Here is a 21308-nt window from a genome sequence, read left to right as displayed (position 1 = left end):
TAAAGTGCTTTTGGGATTTTTTTATTAATAATAAAAACTAACCCCAGAACTATCCCTCCAGAACTTCATTCATACTGCCGCTTCTATATCCTTCTAAATCAAGAGTCACATATGTATAACCAATATCTTTAAATTTGGAGAGCAGTTTATCCCGTTTTTCTAACATTAAGGGTAGATCTTCAGGAAGAACCTCAATTCTTGCAGTATTTTGGTCATGATGACGAACTCTGAATTGATTGATGTTCATCTTTCTCATAAATTTTTCTGCTCTGTCCACCATTTCCAATTTATTTATAGTGATCTGATCACCATAGGGAAAACGAGAAGAAAGACAGGCAAAAGCAGGTTTATTCCAGGTGGGCAAATTATATTCTTTAGATAAAGCTCTGATATCATCTTTTGTCATTTCAGCTTCTTTAAGCGGGCTTTTAACTTCCATTTCTCTGGCTGCCTGCATTCCTGGACGGTAATCATGAAGATGATCATCAAAGTTAGAACCATCCAAAACATAATTAAACCCTTTTTCTTCAGCCACTTTAATAACTTCAGAAAAGAGTTCTTTTTTACAGTAATAACATCTTTTTTGATCATTTTTGACAAAGCTTTCATTATCTAATTCTGTAGTGTAAATTAAATGATGTTCAGCTCCCATATCCTGAGCAAGTTTTTTTGCTTCTTCTTCCTCTTCGGAAGGATAAGTTTCTGCACATGAAGTCACAGCAAGCACATTATCTTTTCCCAGAACTTCTAAAGCTGCTTTCAGTAAAAAAGTACTATCTACACCTCCAGAAAAGGCGATGGCAGCTGAATCAAGCTCTTTTAATATTTCCTTAAGCTTTAAAAATTTATTTTTTAACTTTTCCAATTTATTTAACCTCCTGAGTAATGACATAACAATAAAACCGAATAAATCTATAGTATTAATAAAAATATATCATATCTAACTAACAGATGTCAAAATTGAAAAGTAAAACTGCATTAAAAATTTATTATTATCACCTGAGGTCATTAAATTTGCTAAATAACAAAAAAATCTGAATAATCACTTGACAAAAGACAAATTTAAGTTTATACTTTATGTAAAGCGTTTCATACAAAAGGTGATAAATAGTTATGACAAATATAAATGATGTTGCTAAATTAGCCGGTGTTTCTAAAAGTACAGTTTCTAGAGTATTAAATAATCAAGAAATTGTAAGGGAAGAAACTAAAAAGAAAGTAATTGCAGCCATGGAGAAATTGAATTACAAACCGGATATGAATGCCCGCTATTTAAGAAGAGATGAAACAAAGCTGATAGCACTTGTGATGCCAGATATTTCGGATCCATTTTATGATCAACTGGCAGCAGTTATTGAAAATGAGGCTGATAATAATAATTATAATGTAATCTTATTTAATGAAATAGAAAAAGAAGATTTTATTGATAAAACTATTAGAATCCTGCAGCAGCGAAGGGTCGATGGTTTAATTTACATCTCAGAAAATTTACCTGACAAATATTATGATATTTTATCTAAATGTGAATTTCCAGTTGTTCAATTTGCAAATTTTCAGCAAAAAAAATCTTTTCCCTCAGCTGGGATAGATTTTTATAAAGCAGTTTATGAGATGAATTCTTATTTGCTGAGAAAGCAGGAAAATATTTCATTTCTTAATACTTATCAAAATAAGCATTTAAAAGAGATAATGAAAAATGCTTTTTTCGATTCTCATAAAAAGAATGGTTTAAAAGTAGGGGAAGATCAGATAATAGAACTGGAGCAGGACAAAGATAAAACTTTTGGCTATATTTTAGAAAGGAAAGAAGAGATTGATGCGGTTTTTGTCAGCAGAGATCAGATTGCAATTGAATTAATGAATTATCTGCAGAAAAATGGAGTTCAGATACCGGCAGATATTTCAGTTGCAGGTTTTAATAATATCCGATATGCTAGTTTCACTAATCCGCGTCTGACGACTATCAGTCATCCACTTAATGAAATAGGGACAAAACTGGCAGAGATGCTGATTGAATTGATTGCTCAAAAAGAACTAAAGCTTAAAGATGTTGTTCTTGAACATCAGCTGATAGTCAGAGAATCAACAAAGTGATTTGAAAAAGGTGATTAAAATGGTAACAATTAAAGATATAGCAGAAGCTGCAGAAGTATCGACAGCGACAGTTTCTAGAGTGATAAATAATAAGGGAAATGTTTCTGCTGCTAAAGAAAAAATAATTAAGCAAAAAATAAAAGAACTCGGATATTACAAAAATAAAAAGAAAAAATCTTCTCAGCCGGGAATCAAGGATGTTGCTCAAGCAGCAGAAGTTTCAACAGCCACAGTTTCCCGGGTGATAAATGGAGATGCATATGTATCTGAAGAAGTTAAAGAAAAAGTTTTGGACTCAATTAAGAGTTTAGGCTATACTCCAAATGTTAATGCCAGAAACTTAAGAAAAAAACAGACAAATTTAATTGGGGTTATTATTCCCGATATTCTAAACACAGTTTTTGGAAGGACTTTAAGAGCAATAGAAAAGATAGCTGATCAGAATAATCTTGATCTATTAATTTTTAATTATGCTTCTAAATACTCTCGTTTGGAGAATTTCTTTAATATTTTAGAGAGAAGGAGAGCAGACGGACTGATCTTTATCAGTGGAGAATATAATAAAAAAGAAGAAGAGTTAATTAAGAACTTTGATCTTCCTTTAATACAAATTTTTAGAGACAGAAACCATGAAAATTTAACAATACCAAATCTTAATATTAACAACTATCAGATGGCTTATGAGGTAGTAAATCTACTTTATAAAAATAATTACAGAAAGATCGCCTTTATCAGTGGATCTCCTCTTGAGGAACATAAATCAAGTCGACTTCTAGCCTATGAAAAGGCAATGACAGATCTGGATCTGGAGATTAAAGAAGGTTTCGTACAAAAAGGAGAATACGATTTAGATAGTGGCTATCAGGCTTTAAAAAGAATTATTGAAAATTATTCAGTGCCAGAAGCAGTATTTGCAGCAAATGATGAGATGGCTTTAGGAGCCATGCGCTATGCTCAGGATATAAATTTAAAAATACCAGAAGATATCGCTTTAATCGGTATTGATAATATAGATATTTCGAAGGATTCAGTTCCGGAACTAAGTACAGTTGATCAGCCGTATTTTGAAATAGGAAAAAAATCAGTAGAACTGCTTTTGAGATTAATTAAAGGACAAAAATTGGAAAAAGATGAATATTTATTTGAGCATCAGATACTTTTAAGGGAGTCAGTTTAATATTTTAAAGTTTATGTAAAGCGTTTCATACATTTATAATCATTGAGAGGTGGTGGTAAAAAGAAAAGTTGAATTATTATTGGGGATTAAATAATTAAGGGATTAAAAAATATCTAGGAGGAATATAAATGTTAAAAAAATTATCAATGGTAGTATTAGTTTTAGCTTTAGTTTTTTCAATTAATGCAGGAGTTATGGCTCAGGATGATGTGACAGAGATTCAGCTTTTAATAGGAAAACCGGAGGTTGCAAAACAATTAGAAGAAATGGTAGGGAAGTTTAATCAGGAGAAGGATGATATTAATCTCGAGTTAATTCCCCTCGCCGGACAGAATGCCTATCAGAAAATGACTGCTATGTATTCATCTGGTAATGCTGCAACAATAATTAATATGGGTGGAGAAATAGATGAATTTGGTGACAGGCTGCTCGACCTAAGTGATATGAAAATTGCTGATTATTTAGTTGAAGGTACTGCCTATACTTATAATGACAAATTAGTCGCTCTTCCACTAACAGTAGAAGCTTTTGGTTTAATTTACAATAAAGATGTTATAGAAGATGTATTTGGCTCAGACTACGATATTAGCAAGGTAAATACCAGAAAAGAGCTGGAAGAAGTATTTAAAGAAATTAAAGCTGCCGATGGAGTTGCTCCAGTAACACTCTCACCAATGGACTGGTCTTTAGGAGCACATCTAACAAATATAATGTTCACAACCCAATCAGCTGAAAGCAGTAAAAGACATCAATTTTTGGATTCAATGAAAAAGGGAGAAGTAGATCTGGTAAATAATAAACAATTTGATGGTTGGTTAAAAACATTTGATTTAATTAAAGAATATAATCTTCATCAGAGTTCACCATTATCTCCAACTTATGATGATGCAGTAATGGAATTAGCAAATGGAGAGGCCGCCTTCTGGTTTATGGGCAACTGGGCTCTACCTCAGTTAAATGAAGTTAATGCAGAGGCTGAATATGGATTTTTACCTTATCCAATCAGCAATAATCCTGATGATTATGGAAATAACAAAATATCAGTAGGTGTACCTTCATACTGGGTTATTGATAAATCTCAGTCTACAGAAGCTGAGCAGGAGGCAGCAAAAGAATTCTTAACCTGGTTGGTTACTTCAGAGACAGGTCAGGACTACTATATCAATCAGTTGAATTTCATACCTGCCTTTGATAATTTTGAGATTTCACCACAGGACAATCTTTCTAATTCGATTATAGAATACATGAACAAGGGAAATACTTTAGAATGGATGAATAATTATTATCCTTCCGGATATTTTCCAGAAATGGGATCATCCTTACAGAAATATCTGGCTGGATATTCTGATAAAGAACAGTTAGCAGAAGAGTTTATGAATCTCTGGCAAGAATAAAAGTAAAATAAAAGGCTGCAGTCAAAGCCTGCAGCCTTAAAAATCAATTCAATTTAATTGAATTTAGAACAACCTAACAGGGAGTGAGATAATGTATAATGATAATACCTTTTTAGCCAAATTAAAATCTTTTTCAATTTTTGCTATGATACCTCTATTAGTTTTCTTTGCTGTTGTGGGAATCCCCTTTATCTTTGGTTTAATGATGACCTTTACTGACTGGACAGGTTTTGGACAGACAATTAATTTTACTGGTTTAGAAAACTATCGGGTAGCTTTTAGTGATCCTGATTTTTGGAATTCTTTAAAATTAACTTTTAAATATGTGGTTTATTCAGTTATTATTACCAATGTTTTAGCTTTTACTCTGGCTTTAATAGTAACCAGTAAAATAAAGGCTAAAAATTTTTTTAGAGCAGGTTTTTTCACTCCAAACTTAATCGGTGGAGTTATTTTAGGATTTATCTGGCAGTTTGTTTTCAGCAGAATTTTAATCCATGCAGGTGAGTTTATGCAGATTCCCTTTTTAAGCGAATCCTGGCTGGTTGATCCGAATAAAGCTTTCTGGGCTTTGGTTATTGTAGGGGTTTGGAAGAATTCAGGTTATATGATGCTGATTTACATTGCTGGTCTAATGGGATTACCTAAATCAGTGATGGAAGCTGCTTCTATAGATGGAGCAGGAGGCCTTCAGAAGCTGCTTAAGATAAAACTGCCGTTGATGATTCCCTCATTTACTATCAGTTTATTTTTAACCCTGCAGAGAAGTTTTATGGTTTTTGATATCAATATATCACTTACAAATGGTGGACCATTTAAAATGACTGAGTTAATTACTCTTCATATTTATAATGACGCCTTTTTAAGTCAGAACTTTGGTTCAGGGCAGGCAAAAGCATTTATCTTATTTGTGATAGTGGCAGTAATTGCTGTCTCACAGGTTTCAATAATGAAAAAGATGGAGGTTGAAGCATAATGAAAGCAAAGCTAAAAGAACTAAAAAAAAGTAATATACCTTTAATGATTATCTCTACTCTCTTATTTTTATTTTATATTTTCCCTTTCTTTTTAGTGCTGATAAATTCTTTTAAAGCTAAAATGGAGATTTTAAGTAATCCTATTGCTTTACCTAAAAGTATTAACTTTGATAATTTTATCAATGCCTTTAATACAATGGGCTATCCCTCGGCGATAACTAACTCTTTTATTATCACTACAGCATCTTTATTTTTAATTATTGTATTTTCTTCAATGCTTGCTTACTTTTTAGTGAGATGGGACTGGAAGATCAATAAAATAATTTTTATGATTCTGGTAGCTTCAATGATTATACCATTTCAGGCATTAATGATTCCCTTTGTCAATATTTACGGATCATTTAATATGTTAAATAGCCGCTTATTACTTGCTGTTTATTATCTTGGCTTTGGAGTCAGCCTGGCAACATTTATGTACCACGGTTTTATTAAAAATATACCCCTGGAATTAGAAGAAGCAGCTAAGATAGATGGAGCCACAAAATTACAGGTTTTCTGGAAAATCATTTTTCCGATTTTAAAACCAGTGACTGCAACCATTGCAATTTTAGATGTACTCTGGATCTGGAATGACTTTCTCTTACCTTCTTTGGTTTTAATATCTAAAAGTATGCGGACTATTCCCTTATCAACTTTTTACTTTTTCGGTCAATATACATCAAATTATGGCCAGGCAATGGCAGCACTGATTCTGGCTATTATACCGGTAATAATATTCTATATTTCAATGCAGGATAAGATAATAAGTGGAGTAATTGAAGGAGCAGGAAAATAGACTATAAAAATTATAAGTAAATAAGGGTGATTATATATGGAAAAAAAGTGGTGGCATGACAAAGTTATTTATCAGGTTTATCCAAAAAGTTTTAATGACAGTAATGGGGACGGAATCGGTGATCTTCCAGGTATAATAGAAAAGCTTGATTATTTAGCTGAACTGGGAATTGATATCATCTGGTTGAGTCCAGTTTACAGTTCTCCGATGGAGGATAATGGTTATGATATAGCTGATTATTATGCTATTGGAGAACAGTTTGGAACAATGGCAGATATGGATAAATTAATTGCTGAAGCTAAAAAAAGGGATATTGGAATTATGATGGATTTAGTGATTAACCACAGCTCTGATCAGCATCAGTGGTTTAAAGAATCAAAAAAATCTAAAGATAATCCTAAAAGAGATTGGTATATCTGGAAAGATCCAGCTGAAAATGGTGGTCCTCCGACAAACTGGCGCTCTGTTTTTGGAGGTTCTGCCTGGACTTTTGATCAGCAGACTGAGCAGTATTATCTCCATACTTTTGCAGAGGAACAGCCTGATTTAAACTGGGAGAATCAAGAACTGCGTCAGGAATTATATAAGATGGTTAACTGGTGGCTTGATAAAGGGCTGGCAGGCTTTAGAGTTGATGCTATTAGTTTTATCAAAAAAGGTGAATATAAAAATCTGACACCAGATGGAGAAGATGGGCTGGCTGAAATTCATTCTCTGACTGCCAACAAAGAAGGAATACTTGCTTATTTAAATGAGCTTAATCAAGAAACATTTTCTAATTATAAAATTGTGACAGTTGCAGAAATATATCCTGATAAAAGTGAAAGAATGAAAGAATTTGTTGGAGAAGGAGGTCCTTTTGATTTTATCTTTGATTTTAGACATACTGATCTGGTAATGAGACCTGACAGCAACTGGATGCGGGAAAAAGAATGGAACTTAATGAAATTAAAAAAGATTTTTAATCAAATTCAGCAGACATATGATGAGGACAGTCGGGTGGCTTTATTTTTAGAAAATCATGATCAGCCGCGCTGTTTGAATAAATATTTAGCGGAAGAAAATATTAACCGTTATTCAGCAAAAATGCTGGCTGCAGTCTTTATGCTAATGCGGGGGGTTCCCTTTATTTATCAGGGCCAGGAAATTGGAATGACCAATGTTAAATATGAGTCAATTGAAGACTATAATGATGCAGCTTCGATTGGAAAATATAAGATGGCTTTAGAGAATGGTCATCAAGAAGATGAGGTTCTGAAAGCTGTCTGGAATAGAAGTAGAGATAACAGCAGGACACCTATGCAGTGGGATGACAGTAAAAATGCAGGTTTTAGTTCTGCTGAGCCCTGGCTTAAGGTCAACTCGAATTATAAAGATATAAATGTTAAAAATGTACTTGCTGATCCTGATTCTTTATATTATTTTTATCAGGATTTAATTAGGCTCCGAAAAGAAAGTGGCTATTCTAAAAATTTGATTGATGGTAAATACGAAGAAATTCTGGAGAAAAACCAGGATTTTATGGCTTATTTAAGAATAAAAGATGATAAAAAGATAATGGTTATCGCTAATTTTAGAGATGAAAATATAGAGTTAGAGCTGAATTATAAATTAAAGAAGTTAATTTTGAGTAATTATCCTGATAGTAAAGAGAGACTGAAGTCAGATAGAGATAAAATAAAATACAATTTTAGACCTTTTGAAACTCTGGTTCTGGAGGTTGAATAAAATCGAAAAGCCTTCTTTTATAATAAATAAAAGAAGGCTTTTTAGCTTATTATTAATTATTTGATGTTATAAACTAGAAATTCTATTTTTTAAAGAACGTTACTTGCAAAATATTCTACTGCCTGAATAACAGCCATTTTCTTTACCTTTTTATCAGCAATTTTTTTAGACTTATAAATACCTAGAGCACAATAGAGACCAGTATAATAATGAGGATTCCAGTGTGAATTATAGTATTCAGCATATAAACTGTGGAGATAATTTACCGTTTCCTGATAGTTGTTATCTAAACTGCTGAAGAGAAAACTTAAGTTAACCTGATAATTATCTAGAGAAAAATTATCCTTAAACTGCTGATAGTTTTCCGCAACTTCAGTTTTTTCATTATTTACTTCAGCTAGTTCTAATCTTGACTGATCAATATTCTTATTACCAAAATAGTTTTCTAAGATGCTATAAGGTGGAAGCTGCTGATAAAAGGAGCCATCTTCCAGCATCGAAAATGTATAGTAGGTTATCATGTGGTGCAGATTAACTATTCCGCTACCAGAGGCTGCCTTTAAGCCCAGATCTTCCAACTCGGTTTGAGATAGATCTTTTCGTTCTGGCTGACTGGAATTATATTTATTCTGATAGCTGTAGCGGCTGAGGTACATAACATAGCTTAAAATGGCAGTTGCAGAAATATCCTGTGAGTGACTAACAATATCCCTCATTACCGGGAAAAAGCAGCTGACGCTGTGGCCCAGACTATCTGGTATTCTTTCCATACCCAGATTTAAAAGAAATTCTTTTAACTTTTCAGGTTCTTTTTCTAAAATTCCAAGAGCATAGTAAAAAGCATTGTGAGTATTCCCCTGATTTATTTCTTCATTAAGCTTGTCATAGGTTTTTTGATTTATCTTTTCTTCTTTATAACCACCGTTATTTGCTTCAAGATTAATAAAGTGTCTTTCAGCTAGACCAAGCAGTACTACTCTGGCAATTTTCAACTCTGTCTGACGAGAAAAATAATTTTTTAAAGAAAACTCTCTTAAAAAGAGGCTCATTTTGACAAAGTGGAAAGAACCATAACGAAGACTGCATTCCATTAACATTAGTTCCAGTAAATCATTAATAAGTGAAGCAAGAGAAAAGTTTTCCTGTTGTTTTAATTCTTCTAGAAAAGATTCTACTTTGTCCAGGTCATGATCAATAATAGCTTTTTTCAATTGTGAAGACATTTTATAACCTCCAGTTTAAAGATTACAGATTTTAATTAATAAAAATAATATTTTAGAATTATTAAAGTCGAGTCAAATATGTCTAAATAAAATTATTCTGATAAATCTGATTAATAAATTTAACAAACTAATCTAATTTGAACCTTAAAATTTTGTCATCATTTTCGCGAGGACTACCTCTGCCGTCACGATTATTTGTCAAAAAGTATAAATAACCATCAGGTCCAACAACTGCAGTCCTAATTCTTCCATAGATAGAATCACCTCTGCCATCATTGAATAGATGTTCAATCTTTTTAACTGAATAATTATTATTTTCTATTTTCAAAGAGATTCTGACTAAGGATTGACTGCGCAGTGTTCCAAGATATAAATATCCCTGATAAAAGATCATACCAGAAGGAGGAACGGCATTTTCCCACATAATTAATGGGTTAGCATATTCACTGTTTTCAAAATATCCTATCTTATCCGGCCAGCCAAAGTTGCTGCCGGCTTCTACAACTTTAACTCTGTCCTTTGCCCTCAGACCATCTTCACCAGAAGGTCCGTGATCAGATATAAAAAGATCTCCTGTTTCCGGATGCCAGGCCAGTCCCTGAGGATTGCGGTGGCCAAGACTGTAAACAGGTGAATTATTAAATGGATTATCTTCAGGTATTTCACCTGTTGGAGTTAGACGCAGGATTTTTCCACCAAGATTATTTAAATCCTGGGCAATTTCTCTGTTAAAAGTATCTCCAGTTGTTATATAAAGCATATCATCAGGGCCAAAAGCTATTCTGCCTCCATCATGATAATTTCCAGCAGGTATTTGATCGATTATTATTTCTTCCTCTCCAGCCTGAGTACTTTGGTCTTTAAAGCGGGAAACTCTATTATACTGTTCACCTGAATCAGAAGTGTAGGTGTACATTAAATAGATATAGGGATGTTCTGAAAAATCAGGGTGATGGGCCATCCCCAGCAGTCCACCTTCACCTCTGGAAACAATATCTATCGTTAGATAACTTTCCGGTTGAAGTTCTCCCTCAATGACTTCAAGAACTCTTCCCCCTCTTTCTGTAACTAAAGCTCTATTGCTTTCTGGCAAAAAAACCAGCTCCCAAGGGACATTTAAATTCTGCTGCCAGGTTTCAACATTTATATTGTCTGGTGATTGAAGATATTCGTCATCTATATTTTGCGGAAACTCGCCTACTCTTATTTCTGCCTGAATTGAAAAAGTTAAAAGGATTAAAAAGAAAAGACTAAATATAAAGATCAATATTTTTCTCATAATTTATTTAATACCTCCCTTAACCTATAAACTAAGACTAATCTATAACTAATTATAACAGATATTTATTTAAATATTCAAAAACATTTACTGATAATTGTTTACCAGATGTTAATCTAAAATTTACAGTCTGGAAACTAAGAAATGATATTATGTAAATATGTAAATATTGTCTAGAGAGGTGATAAGTTTGAGATTAGATAAAGTGGGTCTGCTTTCAGAAAAAAATAATGGCTTTACTACATCTAAAAATGCAAAAACAAAAGTTCTGGTTAATATTTTTAATGAAAATAATATTCAGAGTATAGTTGTACTGGATAAATCTAAACCTATTGGTTTAGTAATGAGAGATAAATTATTTTATCGTTTGGGCAGCAGATTTGGTTATAACTTATATATGCAGAAGAGTATTATAGAAGTAATGGACTCCAACCCCTTAATTATAGACTATAATCAGAGTATTTTTGAGGTTTCAAAACTTGTTACAGAGAGATCTCAGGAAAATATTTATGATTCTGTAATAGTTACTCAAAATAATGATTATTATTCAACAATTTCAATTAAAGATTTATTAGTAGAAGTTTCTGAGTTAAAAGTTAAAGAAGCTCGAGATGCCAATCCTTTAACAGGACTTCCTGGTAACAATTCTATTAAAATGGAAATTGAAGAAGCGATAGATGAAGAAAAAAAGTTCTCTTTATTGTATATAGATCTGGACAATTTTAAAGCTTACAATGATAACTATGGCTATCAAAAAGGAGATGAAGTTCTTCAATTCACGGCAGAAGTATTAAAGAGATCGGCACTTAAAGTTTCAGAAAATGCATTTGTGGGTCATGTTGGTGGAGATGATTTTGTGGTAATTATTGAAACTAAAAATGATGAAAAGGTAGCAGATAAAATTATAGATTCTTTTGATAAAGGAATTAAAAAATATTTCAAACCGGAAGATTTAGAAAAAGGCCATTTTATTTGTTATAACCGTCAGCATGAGATAGTAAACTGTCCCTTAACTTCAGTTTCAATAGCTATTGTGACAAACGAATTTAAAAAAATAGAAAGCCATGTTGAAGTCAGTGACAGAGCAGCTGAACTCAAAAAAATTGTCAAAGAAAAACCTGGAAGTAATTACTTTAAAAATAGGAGGCAAAAAAAGAATAATGCAAAACATAAATTATGCAAAAAACTTAAAGTATGATTACAATTATGCAGGAATACTGAAAAAAATAATTAAAAATTCTGATCCAGAGACTTATAAACACAGTCAGAGATTAAAACGACCTGCTTTAAAACTGGCAGCAGCAATGGAACTTTCGCGTCCGGATATAAGAGATCTTTTGTTTTTAGCTGAACTGCATGATTTAGGTAAAAGCATTATAGATAAAGAAATTTTGAATAAAAACGGACCTCTTAATAATAAAGAGTGGATTAAAATTAAAGAACATCCAATGGTCGGATTTCAGATGGCCTATAATTCGCTAAATTTAATTAATGTTGCTGAAGGAATTTTAACCCATCACGAATGGTGGAATGGAAGTGGTTATCCTTTGGGAATAGAGGGAGAAGCAATACCTTTGATTGCCAGAATAATTGCTGTTGTAGATGCCTATGATGTAATGAAATATGGTAGGAATTATAGAGATGCAATGACAGATGCAGAGATTATTAATGAACTTAAGAAATCAGCTGGCAGTCAGTTTGATCCCCTGGTAGTAGAAAAGTTTATTGATTTAATTTGCTCTAGCTCTATGAGCTGATTTTTCTCTGAAACATAAATATAAATAGAGGAGATGATTAAGATTAATTTTAGGTGGCTAAAAAAAGACTTTAAATTAAACAAGTATATACATAGCATCAATTTCAAATTAATTGCTGTAGTAATTATTGTGGTAAGTATTTCTCTTTTTTCTCTCGGCTATATTATTAACTCTGAAATAACTAAGGGGTTAAAGGAAGAAACACATCAAAATAACTTAGATATTGTGGAATTAATAAAAAAAGAAAGCAGCAAATTTTTTCTTGGCTCAGAAAAATCACTCAGCAGGGTAGCAGAAGATTATGGACTGCGTTCAAATAATCAGGCTGAGCTGGTAGCAAAGCGTAAATTTAGAGAAGAGATGGAAAACTATGATTACTTTAGCACAATGTTTTATTTAGGAGCAGATGGAAGTTATACAGTTTTATCTGAAGGGGAAAGTATTGATTATAATTTTTCTCAAAAAGAAGAATGGCTCGCTAAGGCTAGAGAAAAAAAGGAAACTTTCTGGACAGCTACTCATTCTGATATCAGTGGAGATAGATTGACAATTACAGCTGTCAGACCTGTACGCGATTATTCTGATAATTTTATTGGAATTGTGGCAGCTAATATTTCTACAACAAACTTAAGTGAAATTATAAGCTGGCAGATCGGAGAAGCGGGGTTTGTTTATCTGACAGATAGCAGCGGAAAAGTTATAGCACATACTGATCAGGGATTATTAAAAAACAGGATTGATATGAGTGAGCACCTTAATATGGAAGAATTATTAGTAAGTAAAGAAATTAAGACAATTAATTATGAAAACGAAGAATTTCTTTTGTCATATGTTAAAATAGATAAAATAAATGGGGCATTGCTGGCCCAGGTTCCCAGTTCTCAGGCTTATAGTTTAATGAATAAGATTAGAAATACTGTTATTACTTCTGCATTTGTAATTCTGATAATGCTTGTGCTGCTTTTATTTGTTTTTATCCGTAAGACTTTAATTAAGCCGATTTTATTTCTTGAACAGGAATTGGATAAAGCTGAAAAAGGTAATTTTGAGCTTAAATTAGACCTAAACAGGCAGGATGAAATAGGTAAACTGTCCTCCGGTTTTCAAAATTTGTTAAGAAAAATTAGTCTAATATTAAAAAATGTTGAGCAGCTGTCAGAAGAATTATTAATTTCTTCTGACAGCATTAATTCTGCTACTTCAGAAATTATGCTTTCTACTCAGGAAAATCAGGAAGTATTTGTTCGGGTTAAAGAAGGAGCAGATATTCAGGAAAATAATATTGAAGAGATTCATCAAAAAACAATGCTGCTTGCTGAAGATATTAAAAAATTAAAAAATAATAATGATCTTTTAAGTGAAAGTTCAGTTTTAATGAATAAGAGTACTGAAGAAGGTAGAGAAAGTATAGAGGATGTAAAAAAGCAGATGCTGGTTATAAAAGAAAAAATAGAGATGGTTTCTGAAGATATTTCAGCTTTAATTTCTCTTTCAGATGATATTGATAATATTTTAGATGTGATTAATGGAATTTCTAAACAAACAAACCTGCTTGCTTTAAATGCTTCTATCGAGGCAGCCCGGGCAGGGCAGGCTGGGAGAGGTTTTTCAGTAGTTGCAGAAGAAATCAGAGAATTATCCGAAGAGTCAAGAGATTCAGCAGAAAGAATTTCTAAATTGATTAGAGAGATTAAATCTGAAACTCATAAAGCTGGAGAAAATATGGCAGCAGGTAAAGAGGAATTAAATACGGGGATTAAGACGGTTAGCAAAAATACCCAAAGCTATTTACAGATCAGAAAATCACTGGACAATGTAAATCAGGCGATAGATAAATCATATAATTCAGCGGAAGATGCTGATAAAAATATTAAAAACATTTTAAAAAACATGGGTAATATTTCTAAAATTTCGCAAGAGAATACTAACTTGTCGGCTAAAGCTCAGCTTCAAAGTAAAGACCAGTTAAAAGAAATTCAGGAAATTGATCAGCAGTCTGAAGGGCTGGTTCAGATAATTAATAGTTTAAAGAAATTAATCAAAAATATTAAAATGGGCAGTGAAATTAAATATTCAGATTAATTTTGCTCAAATTTTGATTTATTAAAATTTGTATTTTATAAAAGATCTGATCTCTGACTTTTACTTGATATAATCTTAAGGTTTGTTATAATAAATTATGGTAACTGGAGTAAATAGAAGCAATTTATTCTCTGAAAGAATAAATCTTTTCTAAACATAGTTCAACCTTATACAAAGTTAAAAATGCTCAAAAATGCTTAAAAAGATTAAAATTTTGAGGAGGTTTTTGCTTATGGAAAGAATTAGAACAATTTTTGCTTCATTAATTATTATAACACTGCTCATAGCTGGGATGGCTTTACTGCCGGAGGAGACACAGGCTCAGGATCAGACAGTAAAACTTGGTTATGTTAATTGGGCAGGAACAGTTGCGGAAACTCAGGTTGCTAAAGTGGTTTTAGAAGATATAATGGATTATAATGTTGAAACAACAATGGTGGGAGTGGGTCCGATTTATGCTGCTTTAGCTGAAGGTGATATCGATGCTTTTATGGGAGTCTGGCTCCCCCTGACTCACAAAAATTATGTTGAACGCTACCAGGAAGAAATTATTAAAACAGGACCTAACTATAAAGGTGCCAAAATTGGGCTTGTAGTTCCGGAATATGTTGACATTGATTCTGTAGAAGAGTTAAACAAGTATCGGGATAAATTTGATGGTAAAATAACCGGGATTGAACCTGGAGCAGGAGTGATGAAAGCTACCAGAGAGGCAATTAAAGAATATGATTTAGATTTTGAACTTCTAACCAGCAGTGGTCCGGCGATGGTAGGATCTTTAGAAAGTGCTATTAAAAAAGAAGAATGGATAGTTGTAACTGGTTGGAGACCTCATTATAAATTTGCTAAATTTGATCTAAAGTTTTTAGAAGATCCTGAGAATGTTTATGGATCTAAAGAAAATGTCTATACCTTCCATCATCCTCAGTTAGCCCAGAAGCACCCAGAAGTAGTAAGTTTCTTTCATGACTTTAGAATGACTACTGACGAAGTAGGTCAGGTTATGGCCTGGATTGAAGATGGAATGGAGAAGGAAGCAGCTGCAAAAAAATGGGTTGAAGAAAATAAAGAAAAAGCCAGAGGCTGGACCAATCCGGTTGTTGTTTCTGAATAACTTATATTCTTAATAAACCAATATAAACTAAAAATTTAGTTATTTAATTTAACACCCCTGCTTTTAATCGGCAGGGGTTTAATGATATTTAATTTAACAAGCAGATTAATTAAAATTGCAATTATGGTTCAGCAATTCTTTTAAAATATAGATTATTAATTACTATTGTATACCTGTATAAGGGGATTAAAGCTCCCATTGTAACTGGGCTACTTGACACCTTACAAAAAAAGGATTAAGATTAATACAAATTAACATAAAGCTAATGCGAATTGAGTAGAAAGGAGTGTGCTTTTATGTTAAAAGTAGAAAGTGCAGTAAAAGAGTTCAGTGGATTCAGGGCAGTAGACGAATGTTCTTTTGAAGTGGAAAAGAATACTATAACTGGACTAATTGGACCAAATGGAGCTGGTAAAACTACGATGTTTAATTTAATTGCTGGTTCTTTAAAACTGGATCAGGGAGAAGTATATTTTTCAGAGCAGAAAGTTAATAACTTTGCTCCCCACAAGATTGCTCGGCTTGGCCTAGCAAGAACCTTTCAGATTCCCAAAACTTTAAAGAAAATGACTGTTCTTGAGAATTTGATGCTTGTTCCTTCAGGCCAGAGTGGTGAGAATATCTGGAACAGCTGGTTTAGAGGAAGTAAAGTAGATAGTGAAGAAAAAGAAAATGAAGCTAAGGCTTATCAGACTCTTGAATTTCTGGAACTGGAGCATCTGTCTGATGAGATGGCTGTTAATCTATCGGGTGGCCAGAAAAAACTGCTTGAATTAGGCAGAGCTTTAATGGCAGAACCGGAACTGATTTTACTTGACGAACCTGGAGCTGGCGTTAACCCTACCTTATTGAATAAAATTGCTGAAAACATTATAAAATTAAAAGAAAGAGGAAAAACCATTCTTTTAATTGAACACAATATGGATCTGATTATGAATATTTGTGATCGAGTAATTGTAATGAATGATGGCAAGCATTTAGTTGAGGGGACACCTGCTGAAATTAAAACTAATCCGAAGGTGTTAGAAGCCTATTTGGGAGAGAAAACGGCTTAAGGAGTGGTCTTATTGTTAAGTATTAATGAAATTTATGCCGGTTATGGTGAGATAGAAATCATCCACGGTATTTCTCTGGAAGTAAATGAAGGAGAAATTGTTTCAATTGTTGGTCCAAATGGTTCTGGAAAGTCCACTCTGTTAAAATCCATTTTTTCTCTTGTTGATATTATGGGTGGCCAAATAAATTATCTGAATAGTGACCTAACAAAAATCACTACTGATCAAATGATTAAAAAAGGATTGTCGTTTGTACCGCAAACTGATAATGTTTTTCCTACCCTGACTGTAGAAGAAAATCTGGAACTGGGTGCCTATGTTTCAAAGAAAAAACTTCAAGCAAGGTTTGATTTGATTTATAATCTTTTTCCACCACTGGTAGAGAAAAGGAAGAAAAAAGCAGGAACTTTAAGTGGGGGACAGCGACAGATGGTGGCTTTTGGTCGGGCTTTAGTTATAGAACCGAAACTTTTGCTTCTGGATGAACCGACAGCAGGTCTGGCACCAATGTATATTGATCTTATTTTGGAAAAGGTAGAAGAGATAAACAAAACTGGTGTTTCGATTTTAATGGTGGAACAGAATGCGAAAAAAGCACTGGCGATGTCAGATAGAGGATATGTTCTGGCAGCAGGTGAAAAAAAATATGAGGATAGTGGGCGAGGCTTACTTGAGAATGAAGAAGTAGCGCAGCTCTTTTTGGGAGGATAAGTCTATGGTCGCACAGCTGTTTTTGAATGGAGTAATACTGGGGTCGATTATTGCCCTTGGTGCAATTGGATTGTCTTTGATTTATGGAATTTTAAAGTTTGGACATTTTGCCCATGGGGATTTAATGACTCTTGGAGCTTATTTTGCTTTTTTATTTAAGGTACAGCTAGCCCTACCTTTTTGGCTGGCTTTTGTTTTAGCTGCAGTTTTTACTGCAGGAACAGCAGTACTCTTAAATTTTATTTTATATAGACATCTAAGGAAAAGAGATTCTGTTATCGTAATGATTTCTTCTGTGGGAGCAGCTCTAATAATTAGAAATTTTGTTTTATTAGTCTGGGGACCTCAGAATAAATTTTACGAGAAGGCAATTCAGATGCCAATAATTATAGGTGATGGCTTATTGAGAATAAAACAAAATCAGATCATAATTTTAATTTTGGCCTTATCACTTGTCATTGCAGTCCATTTATTTTTAAGTAAAACAAAACTGGGCAAGGCAATGAGGGCTATGGCTGATAACATTGATTTAGCTTATGTTCATCACCCTCAACTACTTTATCAAGTAAATTGGCAATGAGGGCTATGGCTGATAACATTGATTTAGCTCAGATAACAGGAATTAATACGGAGAGAGTAATTATCTGGACCTGGGCAATGAGTGGAGTTCTTACAGCAGCAGCCGGGATTTTACTCGCTTTTGATACCCATTTGACACCGGTAATGGGCTGGAATTTATTACTCCCATTATTTGCAGCGGTTATCTTGGGTGGAATAGGAAGTCCATATGGAGCGATGTTTGGTGGCCTGGTGATTGGAATTTCTCAGGAAATGTCAACTTTGATTATTTCTGCAGCTTATAAACCTGCAGTTGCTTTTACAATTATGATTTTAATGTTAATAATCAGGCCTTCTGGTTTAATGGGAAAGAAGGTGTAAAAATATGACTTTGGCTGGTATTTTTTCATATCTTGTTTTCTTTTTAATCTTTGTCGGTATTTATGCAATAATGACCTTGGCCTTAAATATTCAGCGTGGTTTTGCCGGGCTTTTTAATATTGGAATTGCTGGATTTTGGGCAGTTGGTGCCTATACTTCGGCAATCATGACTAAAGCTCCATCTCCTGATCATCTTGGAGGCTTTGGGATGCCTTTTGTTATAGGCTTGCTGGCTGCTGGTATTGTAGCTTCCATACTGGCACTGGTGGTGGGGATCCCAACAATTCGTTTGCGAGAAGATTATCTTGGGATTGCAACCATTGGTATTGCTGAGATAATTAGGCTGGTAATTAAAAATGAGGCCTGGTTGAGTAATGGAGTTAGAGGTATCTCGGCTATTCCTAAACCGCTGGCCGGTGTTTTTGGTTCAAATTACAATTTGTTTTTTCTTTTGATTGTGATTATAGTCATTGCTATTTTTTATTATTTAAGTGAAAAAGGAATAAATTCTCCCTGGGGCAGAGTTTTACGAGCAATTAGAGAAGACGAAGAAGTAGTTAAAGCTGCCGGGAAGAATGTGGTTCGTTATCGAATGGAAGCTTTTATTTTAGGTGCTTTTATGATGGGAGTTGGAGGCGCACTTTATGCTCACTTTACTTCCTTTATTTCACCGGAGGCCTTTAGACCGATGCAGGCTACATTTTTAGTCTGGATAATGCTGATCATTGGTGGCAGTGCCAATAACTTTGGTTCTATTATTGGAGCTTTTTTAACCTGGGGAATCTGGACCGGAACTGAATTTTTAACAGGAATGCTTCCGGCTGCTTATACAACTCAGGCCGCTGCTGTTAGAGTGATTTTGATTGGTATCTTTTTAGAAGTTATACTTTTGAGTCGGCCACAGGGGTTATTTGGTGAAAAGAAATATAGCAGTAAATCAACTGCTAATAGCAAATAAATTAGTTAATAATTTTACTCTTAATTGAGTATTTTAAATATGAGTAGCGAGAAAATGAGGAGGAAAAATAATGTTTAAAAAGAAAATATTTATCACAATGCTGGTTATGTTGTTTCTGTCACTGACTGTTAGTGGTGTTTTTGCTCAGGAGACTGTTAAAATTGGTACTTTAATGCCGCTTACAGGTGGACTTGCTTCCTATGGTCAGTTTACCCGGAACGGGACTCTGCTGGCCCAAAAAATTATTAATGAGCAGGGGGGACTGCTGGGTGGAAAAGAACTGGAACTTGTCAATGTTGACACTCAAACTAACCCTCAGGCTGGTGTTGATGGAGCCCAGAAATTGGTGTCTGTAAATGGAATTAATGCAATTGTAGGAGCCTTATCAAGTGGTGTTACAATACCAGTTGCTGAGAGTGTTGCAGTTCCTGGTGAGACAGTTTTGATTTCACCATCTTCTACTTCCCCGGTACTGACTACTTTAGAGGATAACGGCTATGTATTTAGAACAGTACCTTCAGATAGTTTACAGGGAGTAGTTGCAGGAAACCTGGCAGCAGATTTAAACAATGATAAGCTGGCGATAATCTATGTTAATAATGATTATGGTCAGGGTTTAAATGATGCAGTAATCGAACAGTTTGAAAAAAGAGGAGGAGAAGTGACTGCCTCTATTGCTTTTGAACCAAATAAAGTATCATATAGAAGTGAACTGATGGAGGCTGCTTCCGAAAATCCTGATGCATTATTACTAATTGCTTATACTGATGATGGTGGAATTACAATTATCAGACAGGCTCTAGAAAATGGTTATTTTAATAAATTTATTTTTACTGATGGACTTAAAGCTCCCGAAATTACTGAAGGTGTGGAACAGTATTTAGAAGGAATGTATGGTACCGCACCAACTTCTATGCCTGGTGGAAACGGGCCGGAATTATTTACTGAACTTTACGAAGAAGAGTTTGGTGAGATTCCACCTAAACCCTATATTGATACCAGTTTTGATGCTACCTTTGTTCTGGCTTTAGCTATTGAAAAAGCCGGTAGTACAGAAGGTCCAGCCATTAGAGATGCGATTAATGAAGTCTTGGCGGAAGATGGAATGGTAGTCAATATTAATGAATGGAACAAGGCTAAAGATCTAATTGCAGCTGGAGAGAAAATACGCTATGAAGGAGCATCTGGTCCGGTTATCTTTAATGACGTAGGAGACAGTATGGGAGCAATCGGTATCTGGAAGATCGAAGATGGAGATATTGTTAATGAGAGTGTAGAAATACAATAAGTTAATGTTCTTTCTGAATAATAAGACATTTTAATCCCGCTTGACTTTAAAAATTCCATCTGTTAAGATTGAGTTGTAAAGTCAAAAATTAAATTTGTACCTCATATAATAGTGGGAATATGGCCCACAAGTCTCTACCGGACACCGTAAATTGTTCGACTATGAGGGAAGTGTACCTAGGTTTCCGCAGTATTAGAGGGATAATTTATAGTCTAATTTATTCTGTTTAGGATTTATTCTAAATATACTGGCTGGTCCGAGCGGTACAGGTATGGATATATCACACCGAAGGGATAAAAGCCCAGGCGGGGAGGTTCTACTCATTGAATGTAGAGTCTTCCTACCTGGGCTATTTTTATTATATAGGAAATTATGCTTTTGCAGGAATGTGGATAACTTTGTAGAAGGATAAAAATATTATGAGCCCAAAACAAAGAAGAAATCATATTAAAGTTAAAACAATATTGAATGATCACTGGGAAGAGTTTAAGATAGAACATCTTCCAGGTAGAGTGCCTGCTGATATGTTAAATCATGTAATTGACCAGGTAGAAAAATCAATGGAATGTGGTAAACCAGAAAATGGTTATGCTAAATATAAATGCCTGGACTGTGGTGAAGAGCATATTGTCAGCTTCAGCTGTAAAAGTAGGTTCTGCTCCAGATGTGGTAAAGTCTATGTAGATAAATGGGTAGA

Annotated in this window: 20 protein-coding genes and 1 riboswitch; of the genes, 17 read left to right on the top strand and 3 right to left on the bottom strand. The window is 33.9% G+C overall.

All coding sequences use genetic code 11. The features are described from left to right. Nucleotides 1-49: 49 nt before the first annotated feature. Complete coding sequence (gene larE, locus BW929_RS08110; protein WP_076544869.1) at nt 50-892, bottom strand: ATP-dependent sacrificial sulfur transferase LarE; 843 nt, start codon at nt 890-892, stop codon at nt 50-52. Nucleotides 893-1113: 221 nt separating this feature from the next. Between larE and BW929_RS08105 the strand changes: the two genes are divergently transcribed. The 6 genes from BW929_RS08105 to BW929_RS08075 all read left to right on the top strand — a co-directional run bounded on the left by BW929_RS08105 (nt 1114) and on the right by BW929_RS08075 (nt 8205). After that, a complete protein-coding gene (locus tag BW929_RS08105) occupies nt 1114-2094 on the top strand; it encodes a LacI family DNA-binding transcriptional regulator (protein WP_076544868.1) in 981 nt (326 codons plus the stop codon). A gap of 19 nt (nt 2095-2113) precedes the next feature. Further along, the gene (locus tag BW929_RS08095; protein WP_084566135.1) at nt 2114-3271 is read left to right on the top strand and encodes a LacI family DNA-binding transcriptional regulator; all 1158 of its coding nucleotides are present in this window, start codon (nt 2114-2116) and stop codon (nt 3269-3271) included. 128 nt (nt 3272-3399) lie between these two features. Beyond that, nucleotides 3400-4665, top strand: a complete 1266-nt coding sequence (locus BW929_RS08090; RefSeq protein WP_076544867.1) for an ABC transporter substrate-binding protein — start codon at nt 3400-3402, stop codon at nt 4663-4665. 91 nt (nt 4666-4756) lie between these two features. Beyond that, complete coding sequence (locus BW929_RS08085; RefSeq protein WP_076544866.1) at nt 4757-5641, top strand: carbohydrate ABC transporter permease; 885 nt, start codon at nt 4757-4759, stop codon at nt 5639-5641. Then, nucleotides 5641-6477, top strand: coding sequence for a carbohydrate ABC transporter permease (locus BW929_RS08080; protein ID WP_076544865.1), 837 nt, complete (start codon nt 5641-5643; stop codon nt 6475-6477). Before BW929_RS08085 ends, BW929_RS08080 begins: the two co-directional genes overlap by 1 nt. Nucleotides 6478-6513: 36 nt before the next feature. Beyond that, a complete protein-coding gene (locus BW929_RS08075; protein WP_076544864.1) occupies nt 6514-8205 on the top strand; it encodes a glycoside hydrolase family 13 protein in 1692 nt (563 codons plus the stop codon). 89 nt (nt 8206-8294) lie between these two features. Here the strand turns inward: BW929_RS08075 and BW929_RS08070 are convergent, their stop codons facing one another. Both BW929_RS08070 and BW929_RS08065 read right to left on the bottom strand, forming a co-directional pair. Then, complete coding sequence (locus tag BW929_RS08070) at nt 8295-9428, bottom strand: hypothetical protein (RefSeq protein WP_076544863.1); 1134 nt, start codon at nt 9426-9428, stop codon at nt 8295-8297. 127 nt (nt 9429-9555) lie between these two features. Beyond that, a complete protein-coding gene (locus BW929_RS08065; protein ID WP_076544862.1) occupies nt 9556-10707 on the bottom strand; it encodes a PQQ-dependent sugar dehydrogenase in 1152 nt (383 codons plus the stop codon). A 190-nt stretch (nt 10708-10897) separates the two neighbouring features. On the opposite strand from BW929_RS08065, the gene BW929_RS08060 reads away from it, so the two are divergent. The 11 genes from BW929_RS08060 to BW929_RS08015 all read left to right on the top strand — a co-directional run. Then, nucleotides 10898-11905, top strand: a complete 1008-nt coding sequence (locus BW929_RS08060) for a GGDEF domain-containing protein (RefSeq protein ID WP_084566134.1) — start codon at nt 10898-10900, stop codon at nt 11903-11905. Further along, nucleotides 11868-12464: an HD-GYP domain-containing protein gene (locus BW929_RS08055; protein ID WP_076544861.1), complete on the top strand. Its 597-nt coding sequence runs from the start codon at nt 11868-11870 to the stop codon at nt 12462-12464. Before BW929_RS08060 ends, BW929_RS08055 begins: the two co-directional genes overlap by 38 nt. 33 nt (nt 12465-12497) lie before the next feature. Next, entirely contained in the window at nt 12498-14546 is a 2049-nt protein-coding gene (locus tag BW929_RS08050; RefSeq protein WP_076544860.1) for a methyl-accepting chemotaxis protein, read from the top strand. Between the two features lie 232 nt (nt 14547-14778). Then, nucleotides 14779-15660 carry a glycine betaine ABC transporter substrate-binding protein gene (locus BW929_RS08045; RefSeq protein ID WP_076544859.1) on the top strand — a complete coding sequence of 294 codons (882 nt, stop codon included), beginning with the start codon at nt 14779-14781 and terminating at the stop codon, nt 15658-15660. Nucleotides 15661-15956: 296 nt separating this feature from the next. Beyond that, on the top strand, nt 15957-16715 hold the full coding sequence (locus BW929_RS08040) for an ABC transporter ATP-binding protein (protein WP_076544858.1): 759 nt from the start codon (nt 15957-15959) through the stop codon (nt 16713-16715). A 12-nt stretch (nt 16716-16727) separates the two neighbouring features. Continuing rightward, nucleotides 16728-17426 (top strand): ABC transporter ATP-binding protein, encoded by a 699-nt coding sequence (locus BW929_RS08035; RefSeq protein ID WP_084566132.1) that lies wholly within the window; start codon nt 16728-16730, stop codon nt 17424-17426. Between the two features lie 4 nt (nt 17427-17430). Then, the gene (locus tag BW929_RS15470) at nt 17431-18006 is read left to right on the top strand and encodes a branched-chain amino acid ABC transporter permease (RefSeq protein WP_234978081.1); all 576 of its coding nucleotides are present in this window, start codon (nt 17431-17433) and stop codon (nt 18004-18006) included. Nucleotides 18007-18011: 5 nt separating this feature from the next. Next, complete coding sequence (locus tag BW929_RS15465; protein WP_234978080.1) at nt 18012-18365, top strand: branched-chain amino acid ABC transporter permease; 354 nt, start codon at nt 18012-18014, stop codon at nt 18363-18365. Between the two features lie 4 nt (nt 18366-18369). Continuing rightward, nucleotides 18370-19323, top strand: a complete 954-nt coding sequence (locus tag BW929_RS08025) for a branched-chain amino acid ABC transporter permease (protein WP_200805227.1) — start codon at nt 18370-18372, stop codon at nt 19321-19323. A gap of 70 nt (nt 19324-19393) precedes the next feature. Next, a complete protein-coding gene (locus BW929_RS08020) occupies nt 19394-20611 on the top strand; it encodes an ABC transporter substrate-binding protein (protein WP_076544856.1) in 1218 nt (405 codons plus the stop codon). Nucleotides 20612-20692: 81 nt separating this feature from the next. Then, nucleotides 20693-20793: riboswitch (purine riboswitch) on the top strand. 237 nt (nt 20794-21030) lie between these two features. Next, nucleotides 21031-21308: transposase zinc-binding domain-containing protein (locus tag BW929_RS08015; RefSeq protein ID WP_200805226.1), on the top strand; the 278-nt coding region annotated here is incomplete at its 3' end.

Origin of the sequence: Halanaerobium kushneri, from assembly GCF_900156285.1 — a bacterium.
GTDB classification, from domain to species: Bacteria; Bacillota; Halanaerobiia; order Halanaerobiales; family Halanaerobiaceae; genus Halanaerobium; species Halanaerobium kushneri.
The sequence above is the reverse complement of the archived record's forward strand: the minus strand, read 5'-3'. Positions and strand labels throughout refer to the sequence as shown.